Here is a 23,717-nt window from a genome sequence, read left to right as displayed (position 1 = left end):
GGGGTTGGCTTTTATCGCGGCCATGGGCCGCTCCTACAGCAGCAGCCCCTACCGTAGGAGCGGCCCATGGCCGCGATTAATGCAGAGCGGGCGCGTTAGCGGATCACCTTGGCCGCGATAAGCCCTGCCTCAGATCCCTACATCCGGCAATTGCGGACGGGTTTCCAGGGCCTTGGCCATCAGGCGTTCGACGAAGGCGCGATCCGCGTCGGGCAGGGCCAGGCGGGGTGGGCGGGTCAAGGCTCTGCCGCGGCCGGCGAGTTCTTCGCAGAGTTTGATGCACTGCACCAGGTCCGGACGGGCGTCCAGGTGCAGCAGCGGCATGAACCACTCGTAGAGCGGCATGGCGTCGGCGAAGCGGCCAGCCTTGGCCAGGCGGAAGATGGTTTCGCCTTCGGTGGGGAAGATGTTGGACATGCCCGAGACCCAGCCCTCGGCGCCTACGGCGATGCTTTCCAGCACCACGTCGTCGAGGCCGGCGAAGAGCACGAAGCGGTCGCCCACCTCGTTGCGCACGTCGATGAAGCGACGGGTGTCGCCGGAGGAATCCTTGAAGCAGACGATGTTGTCGACATCGGCCAGGGAGATGAGGATGTCCGGGGTGACGTCGTTCTTATAGATCGGCGGGTTGTTGTAGACCATCAGCGGCAGGTCGAGGGCGCTGGCCACGCTGCGGAAGTGGGCGGCGGTCTCGTGGGGCTTGGCCGAGTAGACCAGCGCTGGCATGAGCATGATGCCGTCGGCGCCGGCGCGACCCACCGCCTGGGCGGTGCGGGTGGCGTTGAGGCTGGTGAATTCGGCCACGCCGCAGATCACCGGCACGCGGCCACCGGCGGCGTCCTTGGCAACCTCTACCAGGGCGATCTTTTCTTCCAGGGTCAGGGAGGTGTTCTCGCCCACGGTGCCGCACATCACCAGACCAGAGACGCCATCGCGCACCAGGTTGCTGATCACGCCATGGGTCTCGTCCAGATTGACCGAGAAGTCATCGTTGAATTGGGTGGTGACGGCGGGAAAGACGCCGCTCCAGTTGACGCGGGGAGTGCTCATGCAGGGGTTTCCTCCAGACGCAGACGGGGCTTGAGAGAGTCGCGGTATTGCCGGGGCGACAGGCCGGTGAGACGGCGGAACTGGCGGCTGAAGGCGCTGTGGTCGGTATAGCCACAGGCCAGGGCCACTTCGGTGACGGGCAGATCGCGGGCCAGCAGGCGCGAGGCGGCGTCGAGTCGGGCCTTGTGCAGCAGTTGCTGGGGCGTGAGGCGCAGGATGCGTTTGCACTGGCGTTCGAGCTGGGAGACCGACAGGCCCACCCGCTGACTCAGTTCGCCTACCGAAAGCGGCTGGGCATAGTGTTCGCGCAGATAGCGATCGACCTCGGCCACCTTGGCGTGGGCCGGATGATCGGCGGCCGGCGCCTGCAGGTCGTGGGAGATGCCCGCCATACCCATGAGTCGGCCCTGGGCGTCGTGCAGCGGCAGCTTGCGGGTCAGGCACCAGCCCGGGGTGCGGCCGGCATAGAGGTGCAATTCCAGCTGGTCGTCCAGCGCCAGGCCCTCGCGCAGCACGCGGCGATCCTGTTCGGCGTAGGCGCCACCCAGGGGGGCGGGAAAGACTTCCTCGGCGGTCTTGCCGAGCAGTTCGCTGACGTCTTCATAGCCGCAGCGCTGGGCCAGGGTCAGGTTGACCAGCACATAGCGCGCCTCCAGGTCCTTGACGAAGAACACCACGCCGGGAATGGCGTCGAGCAGCGGCGCCACCAGGCTCAGGCTCGCCAGCAGCGCGGGCAGGTCGGCGGGCCGGGCGCGGTTCAGGGCGTCCAGGTGGGCAGCGGCGTTCATCTCTCGTCCTCGGTCAGGGCCAGCAGGCTGTCGATACGGGTGGGTTGCAGGGGAAAGCGCGGCACCGGGGGCGTCCAGCCCAGCAAGACGCGGGTGGCCTGGCCGCAGATGCGGCCCTGGCAGGCACCCATGCCGCAGCGGCTGCGCAGCTTGGCCTGGGTCCAGTCGGCATGGCCAACCAGGGCACCAAGGGCCACGTCTTCGCAGCGGCAGACCAGGGTATCCGGCTGGGCCAGCCGGGCAATGGCCGGATTTAGAGCGAAGGTACGGGCCAGCTGGGCGGCGAAGCGGCGCCAGGCACGGGCCTCGGTCTGCACGCCAGCGATAGCGTCGAGCTGGTTACTGGCGACCAGGCCGGCGATCCGCCCGGTGACCTGGGCCAGTTCGTTGCCGCCGATGCCGGTGCATTCGCCGGCCGCCAAGATGTGTGGCTGGCTGGTGCGCTGGTGTTCATCTACCGCCACAGCGCCGTCCAGGGTGGCGCAGCCCAAGCTCTGGGCCAGTTCGACATTGGGCACCAGGCCGTAGCCACAGGCCAGGCGGTCGCAAGCGATCTCCCAGCGACGCTCGCCCTGGCGCAGGCGCACGGCTTCGAGACGCTCGGTGCCGAGCGCCGCCTCGACCCAGGTGTCGGGGCTATAGCGGGAAGTGGCCAGCGTCAGCGCCTGGCGCAACTTGTTCGGCCAACGCCAGAGCCCCAGGCCGAAGTCGAGCACGGCGCGGCGCCTGGCCTGTTCGGCGACCAGGGCGATGCGGGCACCCGCTTGGCGCGCCGTGGCGGCACTGGCCAGCAGCAGCGGACCGGTACCGGCGACGACGATGCGTTCATCGGCGACTTCGACTCCACCCTTGATCAGTGCCTGCAGGCCGCCAGCACCGGTCACGCCGGGCAGGGTCCAGCCGGGAAACGGCAGCAGCAGTTCGCGGGCACCGGTGCAGAGGATGAGCGTTTCGAACGCCAGGGTACGACTGCCACTGGCGTCTTCCAGCAGCAACTGGCGAGGCCCCAGAACCGCCGCGACCCGGTTGCCGCTCAGTAGCGTCACGTCGGCCGGCAAGCTGCCGACCTCGGCCGCAACCTGCCCGACTCTGGCACGCCAGATCTGGCCGCCAGGCAAGGGATTGTCGTCCAGCAGCACCAGCTTCAGGCCGCGGCCACTGGCCGCGCGGGCAGCGGCGAGACCGGCCGGACCGGCGCCGATGATGAGTAGATCGCAGCTCGCGCCATTCATGACAGGCGCTCCACCTGCATGCCGTCCCGGCAGGAGGTCTGGCACGCCAGACGGCGCACGCCATCGACCTGCACCCGGCATTCCTGGCAGACGCCCATGCCACAAAAAGGTGCTCGGGCCTCCCCGGTCACCGAACGGCGCGCGGCGGGGTTGCCGCTCTTGGCCAGGGCAGCGGTGAGCAGACTGCCAGGGCGGACCTGCAGGCGCTCGCCATCGATGAACAGGGTCAGCATGCCTGACTCCTCGGCGCGGTAGTGAAACGCGCCGGTGCGAAGGGTTCCACGTGGAACGTCGAAGACTCGCCGAACAGTCCATTGGCGATGGCTTCGGCAGTGGCCGGCGCGGTGGTGACGCCCAGGCCCTCGTGACCGACCGCCAGCCACAGACCGGGCTGGTCGGGATGGGCGCCGATCAAGGGCAGGCCGTCGGGACTGGCGGCGCGCTGACCGGTCCAGCCGCGGATCAGCGAGGTATGGATCAGACCCGGCAGGAAGTCCAGGGCGCGGCGCAACAGCTGGCCAACCACCGCGGGTTCCACGGCCATATCCGGACGCTCGAATTGCCGCGACGAACCGATCAGCAACTGGCCGGTGGGCCGCGGCTGGACATTGAAGGCCACCGAGGCGCCGCTGCTGGCGTGGGCGCTGGCGCCGTAACCGATTTCCACCAGTTGATGGCGGACCTGCTCGGGATAGCGGTCGGTGATCAACAGATGCCCCTTCTTCGGCACCAGGGGCAGGTCCGGGCAGAGACTGGCGGCCTGCAGGCCGGCGGCGAGCACCACGGCATCGGCGCTCAGCCAGCGACCGTCGTCCAGGCGCACGCGCTGGCCTTCGACGGCAATCACCCGGGCGCGTTGGAATTCGATCAGCGGCGAGCGCTGCAGCAGCCAGGCGGCGACTACCGGGGCATAGAGCAGTCCGTCGCCCGGCACTTCCAGGCTGCCGGCCAGGGCAGTCAGTGCCGGTTCGGCGGCGGCAGTCGCCGCAGCGTCGAGCGGCTGGTTGGCGACGCCCTGGGCGTCCAGGCGCTGACGTTTCTCTTCGATCAGGTCCAGTTCGGCGGCGTCGCGGGCCAGCCAGAGGGTGCCGCAGTTGCGGTAGTCGGCGGCGCCCGGCAACTGGGGCACCAGCTCACGCCAGAGTGCCAGGGAGCGGGCGCTCAGGGTCAGTTCGGCGGGGTCGTCGTCCATCACCACCAGGTGGCCCATGCCAGCGGCGGAGGCGCCGGGCAGGCCGGCGTCCAGCACCCGCACGCGACAGCCCCGCGCGGCCAGGGCCGCGGCGCAGCTGGCCCCGACGATGCCGCCGCCGACGACGAGAACCTCCGCTACCGCCTTCACCCCGGGATGCCCCAGGCGAAGGGATCGTCGGCGGCCAGCAGCAGGGTCGCTTCGGCCATGACATGGGCGCGCCCACGGATCACTGGCAGGATGCGGCCCTCGTCGCCCGGCTGATAATGGGCCTCGAAACGACTGCCGATGACGCTGGCCTGCTGCCAGACGGCGCCGGGTTCGAGATCGCCGTCCGCCGCCAGGCAGGCCAGCTTGGCGCTGGTGCCGGTGCCGCAGGGCGAGCGGTCATAGGCGCGGCCCGGGCAGAGCACATAGCTGCGGCTGTCGGCGCCGTCCGGGTCGTCGGCGAAGAGTTCGATGTGATCGATATGGCCGCCCTGCTCGCCGGTGATCCCCGCGGCCTCCAGGGCGCCCCGCAGGGCCAGGCTGAAGGTGAGCAACTCTTCAAGGTTATCGGCGGCGACGCGCTGGCCGTGATCGGCACAGAGGAAGAACCAGTTGCCACCCCAGGCGATGTCGCCGGTGACCGGGCCATGGCCGGGAATCTCCACCTGCACGCCCTGCCGGTAGCGATAGGCCGGGACGTTGCGCACGCTGACGCTGCCATCGTCGTGCAGGGTGGCGGTGACATCGCCCACCGGGGTCTCGATCAGGTGATCGCCGGGGCCGATCCGGCTGATATGAGCCAGGGACACCACCAGGCCGATGGTGCCATGGCCGCACATGCCCAGATAGCCGACCTCGTTGAAGAACACCACGCCAGCGCTGGCGGCAGGAGATACTGGCTCACAGAGCAGGGCGCCGACCAGCACCTCGTTGCCGCGCGGTTCACGCATGCAGGCCCGGCGGAAGGCGTCATGCTCCCCGGCCAGCCGGGTGCGGCGCTCGGCCATGCTGCCCTGGCCCAGATCGGGAAAACCATCGAGGACCAGGCGGGTGGGTTCGCCGCCGGTATGGGAGTCGATGACGCGGATGCGCTGCATGGCTGACCTCCGTGAGAGAGGTGCCAGTGTCGCGCAGATGACGGCAAAAGGCTTGCAGGACGTCGGCTAACTAAAAGCCGATATCGGCATAGTCTCCTACCGTCGATCAGCCGCCGTGGCTTTGATTTTCGAGATGTCGCCAGACCTGCTGCACCAGCCGCTTGCGCAACAGGGCACAGCGGTAGAGGCGGATCTCCAGGCCGACCTGCCAGGCGGCGTCGCCGCAGATGGCCAGTTCGCCGCGGGCCAGTTCCGCCGCCACCGACAGCTGTGGCACCCAGGCTACGCCTAGGCCTTGCAGGGCCATGGTCTTGAGGCTGTCGGCCATGGCGGTTTCGTAGAGGGTCACGGCGCGCAGCTTGCGCTGGCGTAGGAGCAGATTCACCGAGCGGCCGAGAAAGGCGCCGGCACTGTAGGCCAGCAGGGGGACGCTGCTCTGCCCGTCCAGCTGGAACATCGGTCGGCCTTCGCCATCGGTGGCGCAGACCGGCAGCATGGCGGTGTGTGCCAGGTGCAGCGAAGGAAACAACTCCGGGTCCATCTGCAGGGCGGCGTCGGGATCGTGGAAGGCCAGCATCAGGTCGCAGGCGCCATCGCGCAGGGCATGGATGGCATCGCCGACGTTGGTGGCCACCAGTCGGCTGGCCAGCGCCAGGCCCTGGCCGCGCAGGCCGGCGATCCACTGCGGAAAGAAGCCCAGGGCCAGGGAGTGGGCGGCGGCGAATTGCAGCACCTCGCCCTGCCCGCCTTCCAGGTGATGCAGATGGCGCACCGTCTCGCCCAGTTGCTCCACCACGCTGCGCGCCGTGACCAGAAACAGCTGACCGGCTTCGGTCAGGCTGATCGGGGTGTGGGATCTGTCCACCAGGGTCAGGCCGACGCTTTCCTCCAGCGCGCGGATGCGTCGGCTGAAGGCGGGCTGGGTGACGAAACGTTTTTCGGCGGCCTGGGAAAAACTGTAGGTGGCCGCCAGGGCCACGAAGTCTTCCAGCCATTTGAATTCGATGTTCATGGCACCCATACGTCGTCTGATCTCGTGAGGTCACAACCTGAGTTATGCCGATCCGGCATGAGGCTTGGCGGATCGGCATTGGCCGGGATCGGCTGGCAGGCCTAGATTCTAGGGCATCGCGGCGTCCGCCGCTCGATCGAAGCCCAACGCTATCATGTCCGACTCTGCATCATCCGTCCGCCTCGAAAAAGATCTTCTCGGTACCCTCGACGTCCCCGCCGATGCCTACTACGGCATCCAGACCCTGCGCGCCGTGCAGAACTTCCGCCTCTCCGGCGTACCCCTCGGTCACTATCCCAAGCTGGTAGTGGCCCTGGCCATGGTCAAGCAGGCGGCGGCCGACGCCAACCACCGGCTCGGCCACCTGCCAGCGGCAAAGCACCAGGCGATCAATGAGGCCTGCTCGCGCATCATTCGCGGCGAATTCCACGACCAGTTCGTGGTGGACATGATCCAGGGCGGGGCCGGCACCTCGACCAACATGAACGCCAACGAGGTGATCGCCAACGTCGCTCTGGAGCTGCTCGGCCATGCCAAGGGCGAGTATCGCCACCTGCACCCGAACAACGACGTCAACATGGCGCAGTCGACCAACGACGCCTACCCCACCGCCATCCGCCTGGGCCTGCTGCTCGGCCATGACGCCCTGCTCGCCAGCCTGGACAGCCTGATCACCGCCTTCGCCGCCAAGGGTGTGGAATTCGCCGAGGTGCTGAAGATGGGTCGCACCCAGCTGCAGGACGCGGTGCCCATGACCCTCGGCCAGGAATTCCATGCCTTCGCCACCACCCTGGGCGAAGACCTGGCGCGGCTGAAGAGCCTGGCGCCGGAGCTGCTCACCGAGGTCAACCTGGGCGGCACCGCCATCGGCACCGGCATCAACGCCGACCCCGGCTACCAGCTGCTGGCCGTGCAGCGCCTGGCGGACATCAGCGGCCAGCCGCTGACCCCGGCCGCCGACCTGATCGAAGCCACCTCGGACATGGGCGCCTTCGTGCTGTTCTCCGGCATGCTCAAGCGCACCGCGGTGAAGCTGTCGAAGATCTGCAACGACCTGCGCCTGCTCTCCAGCGGCCCGCGCACCGGCATCAACGAGATCAACCTGCCGCCGCGCCAGCCGGGCAGCTCCATCATGCCGGGCAAGGTCAATCCAGTGATCCCCGAGGCGGTCAACCAAGTAGCCTTCGAGATCATCGGCAACGACCTGGCGCTGACCCTGGCGGCCGAGGGCGGCCAGCTGCAGCTCAACGTCATGGAGCCGCTGATCGCCTACAAGATCTTCGACTCCATCCGCCTGCTGCAACGCGCCATGGACATGCTGCGCGAGCATTGCATCACCGGCATCACCGCCAACGTCGAGCACTGCCGCCGCCAGGTGGAGCACTCCATCGGCCTGGTCACCGCGCTCAACCCCTACCTGGGCTACGAGACTTCCACTCGCATCGCCAAGACGGCGCTGGAAACCGGTCGCGGGGTACTGGAGCTGGTGCGCGAGGAAAACCTGCTGGACGAGGCGACCCTGGACGACATCCTGCGCCCGGAAAACATGATTGCCCCGCGGTTGGTGCCCTTGAAGGCCAAGGCCTGAGTCCCGCACGCCAGACTTGAGCGGTAAGCGCGGCAACTCCTCGTGGGCGCGGTATCCTTCTTGCTTGGAAGGCTGCCACCGCCCCGGGGAGTTTGCCCATGCGTCAGTCCGGTCTGATCAATCTCAACCTGGTGTCCCTGGTCCTCCAGCAACTGGCGGCCGACACGCCTGCCCGGGCGGAACCGCTGCTGGCCGGTAGCGGCCTGCAGCTGGACGACCTCGAACAGCCCCATCGCCTCATCACCCTGGCCCAGGAACAGCGGGTCATCGCCAACGCCCTGCCCGTCGCGCCGCCCGAACTGGGGCTGCTGCTGGGCTGGCGGCTGCGGGTCTCCGGCTACGGCCTGCTCGGCTATGCCCTGCTCAGTGCCCCGACCCTGGGCGCGGCGTTGCAGGCGGCCCTGGCCCACCAGGGCCTGCTCGGTGCCTATTTCAGCCTGCGCCTGGAGCGCCACGGCGAGCTGGCCTGGCTCAGGGCGGATGACCACCCCTTCGCGCCAGAACTGGAACGCTGCAACGCCGAGTGCTGCCTGGCCTCGCTGCGGGCGATTTGCTGCGACCTCCTGGGCACGTCTCTACCCCTGGTGCAGGTGGCTTTTCGGCACCCCGAGCCGACCTATCGCGAGCGCTATGACGATTGCTTCGGCGCCGCGCCCCTGGCCTTCGGCGCCGCCTTCAATGGCCTGGCCTTTCCCGCCACCTGGCTGGAGCGCGGCCTGCCGCTGGCCGATCCGGTGACCCATCGCGACGCCCTGGAGCAGTGTGGTCGCCTGGCTCCGGAACAGGATCGCCAGCGCGCCCTGCTCGCCCGCATCCGCACCCTGCTGGGCGCCGACCTGGCTGCACCACCCTCCTTCGCGGCCCTGGCCGGCCACCTCGGCATGGCCCCGCGCAGCCTGCGCCGCCACCTGCAGGCCGGCGGCAGCGGCTATCAGCAACTGCTCGACGAGCTGCGCTTCGCGCGGGCGCGTGATCTGCTGGCCCAGGAACGCCTGCCCATCTATCGCATCGCCGAGGCGATGGGCTTCAGCGAGACGGCCAGTTTCCGCCATGCCTTTCGCCGCTGGAGCGGACAGTCGCCCCGGGGTTATCGGCTCTAGCGGCAGGCGTATGCTGAGCGCTTTCCGTCCCCAAGGAGGATTTTCCATGCCCTCACTGAAACTGCTCGCGGACCGCGGCCAACCCACCGACCAATACCGCCTGCCGGCGGAAAAGCGCCTGGAGGGCGATCCGCTGCAGAGTCTCTGGCTCGACTACGAAGATGGCAGTGGTGTCTTCGCCGTCGGCCACTGGCACAGCGAGGTGGGCAAGTGGCGGGTGAGTTACACCGAGGAGGAGTACTGCCAGATCCTCGAAGGGGTGAGTCTGGTCACCGATGACCAGGGCCACGCCACCCGCCTCGAACCGGGCAACAGCTTTGTCGTGCCGCGTGGCTTCCAGGGGACCTGGGAGGTCGTGGAGCCGACCCTCAAGCGCTTCGTGGTCTACGAAGCCAAGGGCGGCTGATGGCCGGTGCCGGGCGCAATCTGGCCGGATCTATCCCCTTTTGGCCGTTGCGCCTCTCGTCGCGGGTCGCCGGGTTGGCAAGAATCTGGAGAGAGCCCGCCGCCCGGAGTCGCCATGCGCATCCACCACAGTCCCGATCACGCCCTGCACCACGGTCGCTGCGAATTGATCGACGGCCAGTTGCAGCCCTGTTTCGAAAAGCCCCAGCGCGTCGAATTCATCCTCGCCGAGTGTCACCGCCGGCAGCTCGGCGAGGTAGTGGCGCCCAGGGACTTCGGCCGGGCGCCTCTGGCGCGCATCCATAGCGCGGCCTAACTCGACTTTCTCGCCGGCGCCTGGGACGAATGGGCTGCCGCGGGCGAGACCGTGGACCTGCTGCCCTACACCTGGCCGGCACGTACCCTGCGCCAGGTGCTGCCGCCCACCAGCCTGCACGGGCGTCTGGGCTACTACAGCTTCGACGGCGGGGCGCCCATCACCGCCGGCACCTGGCAGGCCGCCTACAGCGCCGCCCAGGTGGCCCTGAGCGCTGGCGCCGAGATCGCCGCGGGCACGCGTAGCGCCTTCGCCCTCTGCCGTCCGCCGGGCCATCACGCCGCGGCCGATGTCATGGGCGGCTACTGCTATCTGAACAACGCCGCCATCGCCGCCCAGGCCGCCCTCGACGGCGGCGCCCGGCGGGTCGCCATCCTCGATGTCGACTACCACCACGGCAATGGCACCCAGGACATCTTCTATGCCCGCGACGACGTGCTGTTCCTGTCGCTGCACGGTGATCCGGGTTTCGAATTCCCCTTCTTCCTCGGCTATGCCGACGAGACCGGCAGCGGGGCGGGCCAGGGCTTCAACCTCAACCTGCCGCTGCCCGCCGGCAGCGCCTGGGACAGCTGGAGCGCCGCCTTGGAAGTAGCGCTGGCGCGACTCCAAAGCTATGCCCCGGACCTGCTGCTGGTCTCCCTGGGCGTGGATACCTTCAAGGCCGATCCCATTTCCCAGTTCAAGCTGGAGAGCGACGACTACCTGCGCCTGGGCGAACGCCTGGCGCGGCTCGGCCTGCCGACCCTGTTCGTCATGGAGGGCGGTTACGCCGTGGCGGAGATCGGCATCAACACGGTGAACGTCCTGGCCGCCTTCGACGGCGCCTGATCCCCCTCCCGAGGAATCCGACCATGCACAGCCTCCTGCGTCCGCTCACCGTCCTGCTCGGTGGCGCCCTGCTCGCCACCGCCGTCCAGGCCGCCGATCCTGGCGAACTGCGGGTCTACAACTGGGCCGACTACATCCTGCCCGAGACGCCCAAGGACTTCGCCAAGCAGACCGGCATCCGTGTCACCTGGGACACCTTCGACAGCAACGAGTCGCTGGAGGCCAAGCTGCTCACCGGCCGCTCCGGCTACGACCTGGTAATCCCCTCCAACCAGTTCCTGGAAACCCAGATCAAGGCCGGAGTGTTCCAGAAGCTGGACAAGACCAAGCTGCCCAACTGGCAGAATCTCGATCCCGAGTTGCTCAAGCTGCTGGAGGTCAACGATCCGGGTAACCAGTACGGCGTGCCCTACATGTACGGCACCATCCTCATCGGCTTCAATCCGGCCAAGGTCAAGGCGGCGCTGGGCGCGGACGCACCGGTGGACAGCTGGGACCTGGTGTTCAAGCCGGAGAACATGGCCAAGCTCAAGAGCTGCGGCGTGGCCATGCTGGATTCGCCCTCGGACATCCTGCCGGTGGTACTGCACTACCTGGGGCTGGATCCCAACAGCGCCAACGCCAAGGACTACGAAAAGGCCACGGCGCTGATGCTGAAGATCCGCCCCTACATGGCCTACTTCAATTCCACCAAGTACATGACCGATATCGCCAACGGCGACATCTGCGTGGCGGTGGGCTATTCGGGCAGCTTCTACCAGTTCGGCAACCGCGCCAAGGAGGCCGGCAACGGCGTGGTGGTGGACTGGCGGCTGCCACGCGAGGGCGCGCCCATCTGGTTCGACACCTGGGCCATTCCGGCCAGTGCCGCCAATGTCGACCAGGCCCATGCCTTCATCAACTACCTGCTCGAACCCAAGGTGATCGCCGGAATCAGCGACTACCTCGGCTACCCCAACGCCAACAAGCCGGGCATGCCGCTGGTGACCGCCGCCATCCGCGACAACCACGACCTGGTGCCCACCCCGGAAATGCTCAAGAAGCTCTATGTGGTGCAGCCGCTGCCGCAGCCCATCGAGCGGGTCCGCACCCGTGCCTGGAGTCGCATCAAGGCCGGCAACTAGCGGCAACGGCGTCCACAACCATCCGAATGGTAGCCAATGGCTACCATTCGGCGGTTACATCCCCGCGTCCGGGAACCCTCTATCGCGCTAAGGGACTTACTGTGCTGAAGTGACCCATTGGATTTACCTGCCAGGTACGGCGTCATGTCCCTCAGTCTCGCCCTCACCCGAGCGCTGGCTCGCCCTTTCTGGGCTCTGCGCTTCGAATCGGTATTGGAACGGCATTACCAGGACGACATCGCCCGTTCGCGCCGGCGGCACCTGCGCATCAGCCTGACCGTGGCCATCCTCGCCTACGCCAGCTTCTCGATCTGGGACTGGATCCTGATGAACGAGGCCTTCTGGCTCATCAGCCTGCTCAGTGCGCTAGTGGTGATTGGCGGCGGGCTGGTCTTGCTGGCGCTCGGGGTGATACCCGCCGAACATCCCGCGCGCGAATGGCTGGGCATCCTGCCCTGTCTGCTGGCCTATCTCCCGCCGCTGCTCGACGTCGAGGCCACCGATGCCGCGCACCGCGCCCTCTGGCTGGCGACCATGCCGCTGATGACGCTCTTCACCAACAGCTGCATCGCGCCGCCCCTGCGCCAGGCCGCGGTCCACAGCCTGTTCGCCCTGCTGGCCATCGGCCTGGCCACCCAGATGCATACCCTGCCGCCTCTGGAGGCTTCGCTGGTCATGACCCTGGCGTTCGCCACCGCGAGCTTCACCCTGCTCAACAACTTCTGGATGGAGCGCGCGCGCCGTCAGGGCTATCTGCTGATCCTGCGCGACCGCTTGCGCAACGAAGAGCTGGCCGCCACCAACCGCGTTCTGGAACAGCAATCGGCCACGGACCCCCTCACCGGCGTGGCCAACCGCCGGGCGCTGATGCAGGCCCTGGCCACCGCTCTGGCCCATCCCCCGCCCCGGCCATTGCTCCTGCTGATGATCGACGTCGATCACTTCAAGGCCTTCAATGACCGCTATGGGCACCCGGCCGGCGATCGCTGCCTGCAACAGGTCGCCACCGCCCTGGCCAATGAATTGCGCGCCGGCGACTGCCTGGCCCGCTACGGTGGCGAGGAGTTCGCCATCCTCTGCACCCCTTCGCGCGAGGAGGATGCCGGCAAACTGGCCCAGCGCCTGCTCGATGCGGTACGGCGCCTGGAGATTCCCCACCTCGGGCCCCCTGCCGGTCCGCGCGTGACCGTGAGCATCGGCGGCGCCTGCGCCCGACTGGACCACGACTGCGCCGAAACCTTTATCGAAGCCGCCGATCGCCAGCTCTACTGGGCCAAGCAGGCCGGGCGCGACCGCGCCATCCTGGAGGATTGCGATCGCTGCCAGACCCAGGTCGCTGAACCCAGCTAGCCCAGGCGATAGACCCGATCGACCAGAGTCGCGCTGGCCAGGCGCTGGCGCAGATCGTCGTCCAGGTGAGGGTCCTGCCAGTCGTAGAGACCGATGCGGCCATAGGCCTGACCGCGCCGGGGGCGGGTGCCCAGGTACTCCCAGACCACTCGGGTGCAGGCCGGCTCGCGGCGGTCGGAGGCGCTGACGCCCAGCTTGAGGCCGTTGAGGCGATCGATACGATTGCGCGCGCTGGGCAGCAGCACCGTCTGCGACAACTCGTTGCCGGTGAGGGATTCGTAGTCGGTGAAGAACAGCCGGCTTTCCAGGCTCATGGCCAGGCCTAGGTAACGAAAGCGTGCCTGGCTCGTGGCCTCGCCCTGACGACGCAGGCGTTCGAAACGCACATAGCGAAAGACGCCTTCCTCCTCGAACAGCCGCACCAGCCCACAGAGCACTACGCCTGGGGTGGAGAGCGACGGATAGTATTCGTGGTAGTAGCCCTGGTAACGGACCAAGCCTTCCTGGCGTTCGCCGAACAGGGCCAGCGCCTGCCCCGCCCACCCCGTCTCCTGGCTGACCGGTGCCCCCAGGCGCGCCGCGAATTGCCGTTGCGGCAGCTGCAGATCACTGGCCGGCAGTCCGAAGAACTCCGCCAGTCGCTGCAGGTTGTAGGGCGACGGACGGCTCTGGCCGTTGAGGTAGCGATTGAACTGGGCACGGTTGATACCGACGGCGCGACAAACGGCGGCAATCGAGCGGTGGCGCTGGCAGAGCAGCTGCAAATTGGCGGAAAAATCGCTCATGAACCCTGCCCAAGCTTGACAGACGGCCGGAAAACTAGCATCAAGTCGCGCCATTTTGAAGCGAGGCGCGGAATTGTCCACGCCGGTGGGATAGCCGAACCTAGGCGGCCCGGTCCGTCTTACTGCCCGTTCCACCCGGACCGATCCGTCCCAGCGCCCTGTCCCGGTCGTCTCCCCACGGCCGGGCGCGGTGTCGGGAGCGGGATATTCCACAATAATAGCCCCAAGGCTTGCGAGCCGGCCTTGGAGCATCACTAGCATGCTCGAGGATTCTTCATGCACTACCTAGAAATGCTCAACGACTTCCTGTCCGGCCACGTGCTCATCGTGCTGATCGTCGGCCTGGGCAGCTATTTCACCCTGCGCTCGCGATTCGTGCAGGTGCGCCACTTCCCGCACATGTTCACGGTGTTCAAGGATTCCCTGCGCAACAGCGGCGACGGCCTGAGTTCCTTCCAGGCGCTGATGCTCAGCCTGGCCGGCCGCGTGGGTGCCGGCAACATCGCCGGTGTGGGCCTGGCCGTGACCCTGGGTGGCCCCGGTGCGGTGTTCTGGATGTGGGTGACCGCCCTGGTCGGCATGGCCAGCAGCTTCTTCGAGTGCACCCTGGCGCAGGTCTACAAGCGCGCCGATGGCGACGGCCTCTACATCGGCGGTCCGGCGTACTACATCCAGCACGGCCTCAACAAACGCTGGATGGCGCTGATCTTCTCGGGCCTGCTGCTGGTGACCTACGGCTTCGCCTTCGTCGGCCTGCAGTCCTTCACCGTGACCCACTCGCTGGAAAACGCCTTCGGCCTGCCGGTGCAGTACACCGGGATCGCCCTGGCCATCCTGCTGGGCCTGGTGTTCATCGGTGGCATCAAGCGCATCGCCGCGGTCTCCGACGTCCTGGTGCCGGTCAAGACCCTGGCCTACATCGCCGTCACCCTCTATGTGATCGTCACCCAGATCGACCTGGTGCCCGGCACCCTGCTGACCATCGTCAAGAGCGCCTTCGGCCTGGAGCCGGCCTTCGCCGGTCTGCTGGGCGCCGCCATCACCATGGGCGTCAAGCGTGGCGTCTTCGCCAACGAAGCCGGCCTGGGCGCCGCGCCCAACGTCGCCGCCGTGGCCGCGGTCAAGCACCCGGCCGCCCAGGGCGTGGTGCAGGCCTTCAGCGTCTTCCTCGACACCTTCGTCATCTGCACCTGCACCGCGCTGCTGATCCTGCTCTCCGGCTTCTACGCCCCGGGCTTCGACGGCGACGGCATCGTGCTGACCCAGAACTCCCTGGCCGCGGTGGTCGGTGATTGGGGCCGCATCTTCATCAGCGTCGCCCTGTCGCTGTTCGTCTTCACCTGCATCCTCTACAACATCTACCTGGGCGAGAACGGCCTGCGCTACCTGCTCGGCCGCGGCAAGGCCGTGCTGCTGGGCTATCGCGGCCTGGTGCTGGTGCTGATCTGCTGGGGCTCCATGCAGAATCTGACCACGGTGTTCGCCTTCGCCGACATCACCATGACCTGCCTGGCCTTCGTCAACCTGATCGCCCTGGCGATGCTGATCAAGGTCGGCATGCGCATCCTCAACGACTACGACGCCCAGCGCCGCGCCGGTGTCGATCAGCCGGTGTTCGATGCCGACCAGTTCCGCGACCTGGACCTGGATCGCCAGGCCTGGCCGTCGCTGGATCGTCTGGAAGACACCGTCGCCGAGGCCCGCGCCGCGCAGCCGCGCCAGGCGCACTGACCGCCGCAGCGGTCACCTTGGGCTTCGCTACGCTCAACCCAACCTACGGGTGACGTAGGTTGGGTTGAGGCGGCTCCAGCGCCGAAGCCCAACGGCCCCGAACCATGATTCGCTTGTCTGCCCCCACCTCGCGTGGGGGCAGTCTTATCAGGAAGTCCCCCATGAATTCTCCCTACCTGCACATCCTCTACACCGGCGGCACCATCGGCATGCAGGCGACCGCCGCCGGCCTGGCCCCGGCCGCCGGTTTCGAGGCGCGCATCGAGGCCCTGCTGGCCAGCCGCCCGGAACTGGGCAATCCGGCCTGGCGGCTGCAGGAGCTGCTGCCGCTGATCGACAGCGCCAACATGACCCCCGCCGCCTGGGAGCGCATGGCCCAGGCCATCATCACCGCCGCCGCGGACCCGGCCTGTCGCGGCGTGCTAGTGCTGCACGGCACCGATACCCTGGCCTACAGCGCCGCCGCCCTGGCCTTCCGGCTGCTGGGCCTGGCCATTCCGGTGCTGCTGACCGGCTCCATGCTGCCGGCCGGCGTGCCGGACAGCGATGCCGACGGCAACCTGGCCGACAGCTTCGCCGCCTTTGCCAGTGGCCTGGCGCCGAGCGTCCAGGTGCAATTCCATGGCGAGCGCCTGCCGGCGGCGCGCTGCACCAAGCAGGCCAGCAGCGGCTGGAAGGCCTTCGTGGCAAGTGCCCGGCCGCGCAGTGGTGACGCCCTGGTCGCCGCACCTGCGGCCCTGCGCTTCGACCAGCCGCGCCAGGCGGTACGGGTAGCGGTGCTGCCGCTGTTTCCGGGCGTCGATGGCGCCACCTTGCGCGGTCTGGCGGGCAGCGGCGTGCAGGGGCTGGTACTGGAGTGCTATGGCAGCGGTACGGGCCCCGCCGACGACGCCGACTTCCTCGCGGCGCTGGCCGAACTGCGCGATGCCGGGGTACCGGTGGTCGCCCTCAGTCAGGGTGCTCGCGGCACGGTGGAACTGGGCACCTACGTCGCCGGCAGCGGCCTGGCCGACGCCGGGGTGATCTCCGGTCGCGGCATGACCCGCGAAGCCGCCCTGGGCAAGCTGCACAGCCTGCTCGGCTGCGGGCTGGATCGCGCGGCGGTGGCCGAGTGGATCGGACGTAATCTGTGCGAGGAGTTGTGATCTTCGGCTAGGTGCCGGCTGCTCCCTCACCCCGGCCCTCTCCCAGGGGGAGAGGGGGCGTTTGGGTAGACGCCGCAGCAAGGCAGTGACCCTGCCAAACCAGGAGTGAGTCCTGCGCACGCTCCAATATCCAACACGCCAAAGCCTATCGGAGCCTCCCCTCTCCCTCTGGGAGAGGGCCAGGGTGAGAGTCCGCTTGACGCCTGACAGCCCCAAGCCCTTCGCACCAAACTCCCCTGCGCGCCCCCTCTCCCCCCGGGAGAAGGCCGGGGGAAGGGCCCGCTTGACGCCTGACACAACGCACCAAGCTCCCCTTGAGCGCCCCCTCTCCCTTTGGGAGAGGGCCGGGGTGAGGGCAAGCCCTGACGCCAAAGTAGCCCCTACAGCGCCTCGCGCCACAGGCTCACCGCCATCTCGGCCGAGGCGCCCGGCGCCACGGTCAGGACGTCGTCCATTACCCGGGCGGTCTCGATGCACAGCATGCCGGTCCAGGCGTCGTCGGCGAACTGGCTCAGGCGCGCGGCCTTGTCGATCCAGGGATTCCACAGCACCGCCGAATGGCTGTTGCGGGTCTCGACGAACAGTCGGCGCTGCCACTGAGTATCGCGGATCGCCAGACGCGCCGGCAGCCCGACATAGACCCGGTCGGTCTCGGCGGTGATGGTCGGCTCGCCGTTCTGCCGCTTGCGGGTCCAGCCGTCCAGGCAGTCGTAGTAGTCGGCGTTGGCCAGGCCTTCGATGCCCACTTCGCGCACGTCGCTCACGGCGAAATAGGTGTGCAGCGCCTGACTCAGCACCAGCGGGTGATCTTCCAGATTGCGCACGCTTAGGGTCAGCTCCAGGCGTTCGCCCACACTCAGGCTCAGGGTCAGCTCGGTGGCATGGGGCCAGCCCGGGGTGGTCTCGGCGGAGGTGCGGTGGTGGAAATCCAGGCGCACCCGGTCGGTATCCACCTCGACGCCACCCGCCTGCCAGGCGACCTGGCGCGCCAGGCCGTGAGCCGGGGCGTCCGCGGTGGTGGTGCACATCGCCTGGACTTCGGCCGGATTCTTCAGCAGGTCGCCGAACCAGGGCCAGCAGACCGGGATGCCGCCACGGATCGGGGTGCCGGGCTCGAACACGGCTTCTGGATTGCCCCAGACGATGTCCGGTTCGCCGTCGAAGCCGTAGCGCAGCACATGGGCGCCCTGGCAGGCCACCAGGGCTTCGGCCTGGCCGACGCGGATGCGCCAGACGGGCAATTGACCCAGTTGGATCTGTTCGACGAGGGGGGCAGCGGACATGGGATGACTCCTGGAAAAGGTGAGAGGCGACTGTAGTCCAGTCGAGGACCGGGCTCCAGCCAGCCATGGACAGCGCCAGCGGCAAAAGCTTCCAACGTCGCCCGCGTCTCATACCCGCGCGGCGGCGCTCGGCTAGACTCCTGGCCTCGTCCCCAGGAACCGCTCCGCCATGTCGGCTTTCCCGCGCCTTTCCGTTCTGCTCGGCCTGACCCTGCCGCTCCTGGCCAACGCGGCGACCTCTCTCGACGACGAGGTCCGCACCGCCGCCCGCGCGGTGATGGCCGAGCAGGACATTCCGGGCCTGGCCGTGGGTGTCACGGCCCCGGGCCTGCGCCGGCTCTACTACTTCGGCACCGCCGATCGCCGTAGCGGCCAGGCGGTGGACGCCGCCACCCTGTTCGAGATCGGCTCCCTGAGCAAAACCTACACCGCCACCCTGGGTGGCTACGCGGCGGCGACGGGCCGGCTGCGGCTGGACGAAACGGTTGCGCAGGTTCGCCCGGCCCTGGCCGGCAGCGCCATCGGCCAGGCCAGCCTGCTGCAGCTGGCCACCTACAGCGCCGGCGGCCTGCCGCTGCAATTTCCCGACAGCGTCACCACAGACGACCAGACGACGGCCTTCTACCGCGCCTTCCAGCCGCCCTTCCCCGCCGGCAGCCGCCGCCTCTACTCCAATCCCAGCATCGGCCTGTTCGGCGCCCTGGCGGCCCAGCGCCTCGACGAGCCCTTCGCCACGGCCTTGCAACGCCACGTACTGACGCCCCTGGGGCTCAGCCATACCTATCTGCAGGTGCCGGCAGCGGCGCAGGCCCACTACGCCTGGGGCCATGGCAAGAACGACCAGCCGCTGCGGGTCAATCCGGGCGCCTATGCCGAAGAGGCCTATGGCATCAAGACCACTGCCGGGGATCTGCTGGGTTTCGTCGAGGCCAACCTGACTCCTGACCGGCTGCCGGCACCCCTGGCCAAGGCGATCGACGCCACCCAGCGGGGCTACTACCGCAGCGGTGCTATGACCCAGGGCCTGGGCTGGGAGGCCTACGCCTATCCGCTACCCAAGGCCCGGCTGCTGGCCGGCAACACCCCGGCGATGGCCCTGGAGCCGCAGCCGGTGGACTGGCAGCACCCGCCATTGCCGGCAACGGGCGCCCGGTTGCTGAACAAGACCGGCTCCACCAACGGCTTCGGTGCCTATGCGCTGCTCATCCCGGAGCGCCGGATCGGCCTGGTGATCCTGGCCAACCGCAACTACCCGAATTCCGCGCGGATCGAGACGGCCTGGCGGATCTTGCAGCAGCTCGATGGCGGGGTGCAGTAAGCGAACGTGTTGCCGCGGCCATGGCACTCCGCTCTACCGGTCGCCGTAGGTTGGGTTGAGCGCAGCGAAGCCCAACGTCGTCTTGGGACGCAGGCATTGTTGGGCTTCGACGATGGAGCTGTCTCAACCCAACCTACGGACCAAAGCGAGGGCGTAGGTTAGGTGGATGACGGCGCAGCCTCATGCGCGAAGTCCAACCTCAGGCCCCGCCCGACTCCTCCCGCCCCTCCGCCGGCACCTCGTGCTCGGTGGCGTAGCCAGCGTCGGCCGCTTCCAGCACGCCATGGGCGATGCTGCAGAACAGCGAATTGACCCGGCGCATGTCGCTGAGCAGCCCCAGGTGCAGGGAGCTGGTCTCGAAGCTCTCCACCACCTGCTGATGCAGCCGCTCGACGTGGGCATGGGCATAGCGCCGCTCCAGCAGGCGGAAGCGCTGCTTGAGCCGACGCAGGCGGCGCGCTGCGTCCAGGTCGCCGGACAGATAGACCGACAGGCACAGCTTGAGGCTGTCGACCAGCAGCCGGTGGAGCGCGGAGAGCTCGTCCACCCCGGAGGCCGAGAAGGACCGCCGGGCAGCGATCTTCTTGCTGTCGACGTCGCTGGCCATGCGCTCGATCAGATCGCCGGCCTGCTCCAGGTTGATCGCCAGTTCGATGGTCTCGGCCCAGCGCCGGCTGTCGCGCTCGTCCAGGTCGTCGCGCGGCATGCGCGCCAGGTACAGCTTGATCGCCGTGTAGAGAGCGTCGACGTCGTCGTCGAGACGGCGCACCTCACGGGCCAGCTGCTTGTCGCCGGCATTGATCAGCACCAGCAGGTGCTGCAGCATCTGCTCGATGACATCGCCCATGCGCAGGAGCTCGCGCGAGGCGTTGGTCAGCGCCAGGGCCGGGGTATCCAGGGCCGCGGTGTCCAGGTGGCGCGGTCGCAGGATGGTCTCGGCACTGTCCTTGGCCGGCAGCATGGCGGTGCAGAAGCGCGCCAGGGGCCCGGTCAGCGGCAGGAACAGCAGGCAGCGCACCAGGTTGTAGGCGACGTGGAAACCGATCACCACCTCGGCGTCGTTGAAGTCGTAGCCCTGCAGCCAGTCGGCCAGCAGGCCGATCCAGGGCAGCACCAGGATGCAGCCGGCGAGCTTGAACAGCAGGCTGCCCACCGCCACCCGCCGCGCCTCGACGCCCTGCTTGGCGGCGCCCATCAGCGCCAGTACGCCGCTGCCCAGGTTGGCGCCCACCACCAGGCACAGCGCCACCTTGAGCGAGATGACCCCGGAGCCGGCCAGGGTGGCGGTGAGCAGCACCGCTGCCAGGCTGGAGTAGGAGACCATGGCGAAGACCGCGCCGGTCAGGGCATCCAGTAGTTGATCACCGGTCAGCGAAGAGAACAGCACCTTGACCCCGGCGGCGTGGGTCATGGGCGAGGCCGCCTCGACGATCAGCTGCAGCGCCAGGATGATCAGGCCCAGGCCGATGGCGACCCGGCCAAGCTGGCCGGCGCGGGTCTGCTTGCGACCGAGAAAGAACACCACCCCAAGAAAGATCAGCAGCGGCGATAGCCAGGACAGGTCGAAGGTCAGCACCCGCGCCATCAGCGCGGTGCCCACGTCGGCGCCGAGCATGATGGCCAGCGCCGGGGTGAGTGGCACCAGGCCTTGGGCGACGAAGGAGGTCACCAGCAGCGCCGTGGCGTTGCTGCTCTGCACCAGGGCGGTGACGGCGATGCCCGAGAGAAAGGCCAGCGGCATGCGCTGCATGCTGCGGCTGAGCACCCGCCGCAGGCTGGCGCCGTATACCCGCAGGATACCGGTGCGCACGATATGGGTGCCCCACACCAGCAGGGCAACGGCGGATAGCAGATTGAGCAGTGTCAGCATCGTGGCGCCCTCCCGGCGCGTGTCCAAGAGCTCCTGGCGAGCTTGTCACAAAATCGTAATGACCGTTCTGCACAGACGCACGAGCCCGAAGGCAGGGCACCTTCGGGCTCGTGGGGACTTGCTGGATTAGGCGGCGGAGACCCGGGTGGGTTCCGCCGCGGCGCTTAGATCTGCTCTTTGCGCAGCTTGACCGCGTCGCGGGCCTTGGCCTTGCCGCGCAGGCGGATGTTGATGGCTTCCACCGCCAGCGAGAAGGCCATGGCGAAGTAGACGTAGCCCTTGGGCACGTGGACTTCGAAGGCTTCGGCGATGAGCACGGTACCCACCACGATCAGGAAGGACAGCGCCAGCATCTTCAGGCTCGGGTGCTTGTCGATGAAATTGCTGATGGCCCCGGCCGCCAGCATCATCACCAGCACCGCGACGATGATCGCCGCCACCATCACCGGCACATGGCTGACCATGCCGACCGCGGTGATCACCGAGTCCAGGGAGAAGACGATGTCGATGATGGCGATCTGGATGATGGTGCCGATGAAGCCGCTGCCCTTCTTCTGGGGGGCGTCCTCGTCCTGCTCTTCCTCGCCTTCCAGGCCGTGGTAGATCTCGGCGCTGCTCTTCCACAGGAGGAACAGACCGCCGAAGAAGAGGATGAGGTCACGCCCGGAGATGCCCTGGCCGAAGACAAAGAACAGATCGGCGGTGAGACGCATCACCCAGGTGATGGACAGCAGCAGCAGGATGCGGGTGACCATGGCCAGGGCCAGGCCGAAGAAGCGGGTCCGCGCCTGCATGTGCTTGGGCATGCGGCTGACCAGGATGGAGATCATGATGATGTTGTCGATGCCCAGAACGATTTCCAGGGCCGTCAGGGTAAAGAAGGCGACCCAGATTTCCGGGTTGGTCAGCCAGTCCATTGCAAATCCTCTTTTAGCTGAGACGCGCTCGGGCGCGCGCTCCAATGGAAAAGGCGCGTCGGACGACGCGCCGTTTTCGAACAGCCGGCAAGGCTAGTCGTACATTTGGTAAAACTCTAGCGGCTGTACAGCGGAAACACACCCAGTAACAAAGCGCCGACCAGCAGGAACATGCAGGTCACGGTGGCCCATTTCAGGGTGAAGCGCTGATGGTCACCGAACTCCACCTTGGCCAGGCCCACCAGCAGGTAGGTCGAAGGCACCAGGGGGCTGAGCAGGTGCACGGGCTGACCGACGATGGAGGCCCGGGCGATCTCCACCGGACTGATGCCATAGGCCGCAGCGGCCTCGGCCAGCACCGGCAGCACGCCGAAGTAGAAGGCGTCGTTGGAGATGAAGAAGGTGAACGGCAGGCTGACCAGGGCGGTAATCACCGCCATGTACGGGCCCAGGGCGTCCGGAATCACCGCCAGCAGGCCCTTGGACATGGCGTCGACCATGCCGGTACCCGAAAGGATGCCGGTGAAGATGCCCGCGGCGAAGATCAGCGAAACCACTGCCAGGACGTTCTCGGCATGGGCGGCGATGCGCTGCTTCTGCATGTTCAGGCAACGGTAGTTGACGGTCATGGCGATGCCGAAGGCGATCATGAACAGCACTGGCATCGGCAGCACGCCGACGATCAGCGCGGCCATCAGCGCCAGGGTCAAGAGGCCGTTGAACCAGCGCAGGTGCGGGCGCCGGGCCTCGGCGCACTGGGAGACGGTGACGTCGGCGCCTTCGGTCTCGCCGATCTGCAGGATGCCCAGACGGGCGCGCTCGCTGCGACCATAGAGGTAGGCCAGGAAGAACAGCCAGGCGATGGCCAGCAGCATGGGCGCGATCATGGGCACGAAGACGTCGGCCGGATCCACGTGCAGGGCACTGGCGGCGCGGGCGGTCGGACCGCCCCAGGGGGTCAGGTTCATCACCCCGCTGGAGAGCAGCATCAGGCAGGTCATGATCAGCGGATTCATGCCCAGGCGCCGGTACAGCGGGAACATGGCCGCCACGCAGATCATGTAGGTGGTCGAGCCGTCACCGTCCAGGGAGACCACCAGGGTCAGGAAGACGGTGCCCATGGCCACCTTGAGCGGATCGCCCTTGACCAGCTTGAGGATCCAGCGCACCGCCGGATCGAACAGGCCGGTATCGATCATCACGGCGAAGTAGAGGATCGCGAACAGCAGCATCACGCCGGTGGGCGCCAGCTTGCGGATGCCGTCGAGCATCATCGGGCCGAGGGCGTCGAGCTTGACGTGGCCGAGGCTGGCGAATTCGCTGGACAGCGCCCAGGCCAGCACGGCGAAGGCGATCGGCACCATGGTCAGGGCGATCAGCGGAGACAGGCGCTTGGTCATGATCAGGTACATGAAGGTCATGACCATGGCGAAGCCGAGGAAAGTCAGCATGGGAATACCTCTGAATTTTCGCGAAGAGAAGGAGGGTTCAGCCGCGGCGCAAGGGCGCGGTGAGGGCGAAAATCCAGGGGAGGCGGGCGCGCGGGGACGCCTGGAAGGACAGATACGACATGGCAAGAATCCTGGTTATTTTTG

20 protein-coding genes and 1 pseudogene are annotated in these 23,717 nt (G+C 67.7%); 9 read left to right on the top strand and 12 right to left on the bottom strand.

What is annotated here, in order from left to right; all coding sequences use genetic code 11:
• Window positions 1–129 precede the first annotated feature (129 nt).
• The 7 genes from BMZ43_RS10060 to BMZ43_RS10030 form a co-directional block, all read right to left on the bottom strand.
• The gene (locus BMZ43_RS10060) at window positions 130–1,050 is read right to left on the bottom strand and encodes a dihydrodipicolinate synthase family protein (RefSeq protein WP_093253030.1); all 921 of its coding nucleotides are present in this window, start codon (window positions 1,048–1,050) and stop codon (window positions 130–132) included.
• Window positions 1,047–1,838, bottom strand: coding sequence for an AraC family transcriptional regulator (locus BMZ43_RS10055; protein WP_017639212.1), 792 nt, complete (start codon window positions 1,836–1,838; stop codon window positions 1,047–1,049). Before BMZ43_RS10055 ends, BMZ43_RS10060 begins: the two co-directional genes overlap by 4 nt.
• Window positions 1,835–3,070, bottom strand: coding sequence for an NAD(P)/FAD-dependent oxidoreductase (locus BMZ43_RS10050; RefSeq protein WP_093253027.1), 1,236 nt, complete (start codon window positions 3,068–3,070; stop codon window positions 1,835–1,837). Before BMZ43_RS10050 ends, BMZ43_RS10055 begins: the two co-directional genes overlap by 4 nt.
• Complete coding sequence (locus tag BMZ43_RS10045) at window positions 3,067–3,303, bottom strand: (2Fe-2S)-binding protein (RefSeq protein ID WP_017639210.1); 237 nt, start codon at window positions 3,301–3,303, stop codon at window positions 3,067–3,069. Before BMZ43_RS10045 ends, BMZ43_RS10050 begins: the two co-directional genes overlap by 4 nt.
• A complete protein-coding gene (locus BMZ43_RS10040) occupies window positions 3,297–4,412 on the bottom strand; it encodes an NAD(P)/FAD-dependent oxidoreductase (RefSeq protein ID WP_017639209.1) in 1,116 nt (371 codons plus the stop codon). Before BMZ43_RS10040 ends, BMZ43_RS10045 begins: the two co-directional genes overlap by 7 nt.
• The gene (locus tag BMZ43_RS10035) at window positions 4,409–5,347 is read right to left on the bottom strand and encodes a 4-hydroxyproline epimerase (RefSeq protein ID WP_017639208.1); all 939 of its coding nucleotides are present in this window, start codon (window positions 5,345–5,347) and stop codon (window positions 4,409–4,411) included. The genes BMZ43_RS10040 and BMZ43_RS10035 overlap by 4 nt, the downstream gene beginning before the upstream one ends.
• Before the next feature lie 106 nt (window positions 5,348–5,453).
• Entirely contained in the window at window positions 5,454–6,359 is a 906-nt protein-coding gene (locus BMZ43_RS10030; protein ID WP_026083632.1) for a LysR substrate-binding domain-containing protein, read from the bottom strand.
• A 154-nt stretch (window positions 6,360–6,513) separates the two neighbouring features.
• Here BMZ43_RS10030 and BMZ43_RS10025 point away from each other — a divergent pair, with 154 nt between their 5' ends.
• From BMZ43_RS10025 to BMZ43_RS10000, 6 genes and pseudogenes are all read left to right on the top strand, one after another.
• Window positions 6,514–7,947: an aspartate ammonia-lyase gene (locus BMZ43_RS10025; RefSeq protein ID WP_017639206.1), complete on the top strand. Its 1,434-nt coding sequence runs from the start codon at window positions 6,514–6,516 to the stop codon at window positions 7,945–7,947.
• A 98-nt stretch (window positions 7,948–8,045) separates the two neighbouring features.
• A complete protein-coding gene (locus BMZ43_RS10020) occupies window positions 8,046–9,047 on the top strand; it encodes an AraC family transcriptional regulator (RefSeq protein ID WP_064307661.1) in 1,002 nt (333 codons plus the stop codon).
• Window positions 9,048–9,093: 46 nt separating this feature from the next.
• The gene (locus tag BMZ43_RS10015; RefSeq protein ID WP_064307660.1) at window positions 9,094–9,453 is read left to right on the top strand and encodes a cupin domain-containing protein; all 360 of its coding nucleotides are present in this window, start codon (window positions 9,094–9,096) and stop codon (window positions 9,451–9,453) included.
• Between the two features lie 114 nt (window positions 9,454–9,567).
• Window positions 9,568–10,599: pseudogene (locus BMZ43_RS10010) on the top strand (histone deacetylase family protein).
• Between the two features lie 23 nt (window positions 10,600–10,622).
• A complete protein-coding gene (locus tag BMZ43_RS10005; protein WP_017639202.1) occupies window positions 10,623–11,723 on the top strand; it encodes a polyamine ABC transporter substrate-binding protein in 1,101 nt (366 codons plus the stop codon).
• A gap of 144 nt (window positions 11,724–11,867) precedes the next feature.
• Window positions 11,868–13,073, top strand: a complete 1,206-nt coding sequence (locus tag BMZ43_RS10000; protein WP_064307658.1) for a GGDEF domain-containing protein — start codon at window positions 11,868–11,870, stop codon at window positions 13,071–13,073.
• On the opposite strand, the gene BMZ43_RS09995 is transcribed toward BMZ43_RS10000, so the two are convergent.
• Window positions 13,070–13,858: a helix-turn-helix domain-containing protein gene (locus BMZ43_RS09995; protein ID WP_017639200.1), complete on the bottom strand. Its 789-nt coding sequence runs from the start codon at window positions 13,856–13,858 to the stop codon at window positions 13,070–13,072. The two genes, BMZ43_RS10000 and BMZ43_RS09995, sit on opposite strands and share 4 nt — an antisense overlap.
• 276 nt (window positions 13,859–14,134) lie before the next feature.
• Between BMZ43_RS09995 and BMZ43_RS09990 the strand changes: the two genes are divergently transcribed.
• Window positions 14,135–15,589, top strand: a complete 1,455-nt coding sequence (locus tag BMZ43_RS09990) for an alanine/glycine:cation symporter family protein (protein WP_068384473.1) — start codon at window positions 14,135–14,137, stop codon at window positions 15,587–15,589.
• A 161-nt stretch (window positions 15,590–15,750) separates the two neighbouring features.
• Window positions 15,751–16,734 carry an asparaginase gene (locus tag BMZ43_RS09985; protein WP_017639198.1) on the top strand — a complete coding sequence of 328 codons (984 nt, stop codon included), beginning with the start codon at window positions 15,751–15,753 and terminating at the stop codon, window positions 16,732–16,734.
• 380 nt (window positions 16,735–17,114) lie between these two features.
• Here BMZ43_RS09985 and BMZ43_RS09980 read toward each other — a convergent pair whose 3' ends face one another.
• A complete protein-coding gene (locus BMZ43_RS09980) occupies window positions 17,115–18,017 on the bottom strand; it encodes a D-hexose-6-phosphate mutarotase (protein WP_064307051.1) in 903 nt (300 codons plus the stop codon).
• Between the two features lie 169 nt (window positions 18,018–18,186).
• Here BMZ43_RS09980 and ampC point away from each other — a divergent pair, with 169 nt between their 5' ends.
• Complete coding sequence (ampC, locus tag BMZ43_RS09975; RefSeq protein ID WP_093253024.1) at window positions 18,187–19,335, top strand: class C beta-lactamase; 1,149 nt, start codon at window positions 18,187–18,189, stop codon at window positions 19,333–19,335.
• 199 nt (window positions 19,336–19,534) lie between these two features.
• Here ampC and BMZ43_RS09970 read toward each other — a convergent pair whose 3' ends face one another.
• The 3 genes from BMZ43_RS09970 to BMZ43_RS09960 form a co-directional block, all read right to left on the bottom strand.
• Complete coding sequence (locus tag BMZ43_RS09970; protein ID WP_093253020.1) at window positions 19,535–21,205, bottom strand: Na/Pi cotransporter family protein; 1,671 nt, start codon at window positions 21,203–21,205, stop codon at window positions 19,535–19,537.
• 164 nt (window positions 21,206–21,369) lie between these two features.
• Complete coding sequence (locus BMZ43_RS09965; RefSeq protein WP_017639194.1) at window positions 21,370–22,122, bottom strand: TerC family protein; 753 nt, start codon at window positions 22,120–22,122, stop codon at window positions 21,370–21,372.
• A 116-nt stretch (window positions 22,123–22,238) separates the two neighbouring features.
• Entirely contained in the window at window positions 22,239–23,573 is a 1,335-nt protein-coding gene (locus BMZ43_RS09960) for a CitMHS family transporter (protein WP_007160081.1), read from the bottom strand.
• Window positions 23,574–23,717 lie beyond the last annotated feature (144 nt).

Source organism: Pseudomonas sp. Snoq117.2 (genome assembly GCF_900110545.1).
Taxonomy (GTDB): domain Bacteria; phylum Pseudomonadota; class Gammaproteobacteria; order Pseudomonadales; family Pseudomonadaceae; genus Chryseomonas; species Chryseomonas benzopyrenica.
This window is presented reverse-complemented; position numbering and strand designations above follow the sequence as displayed.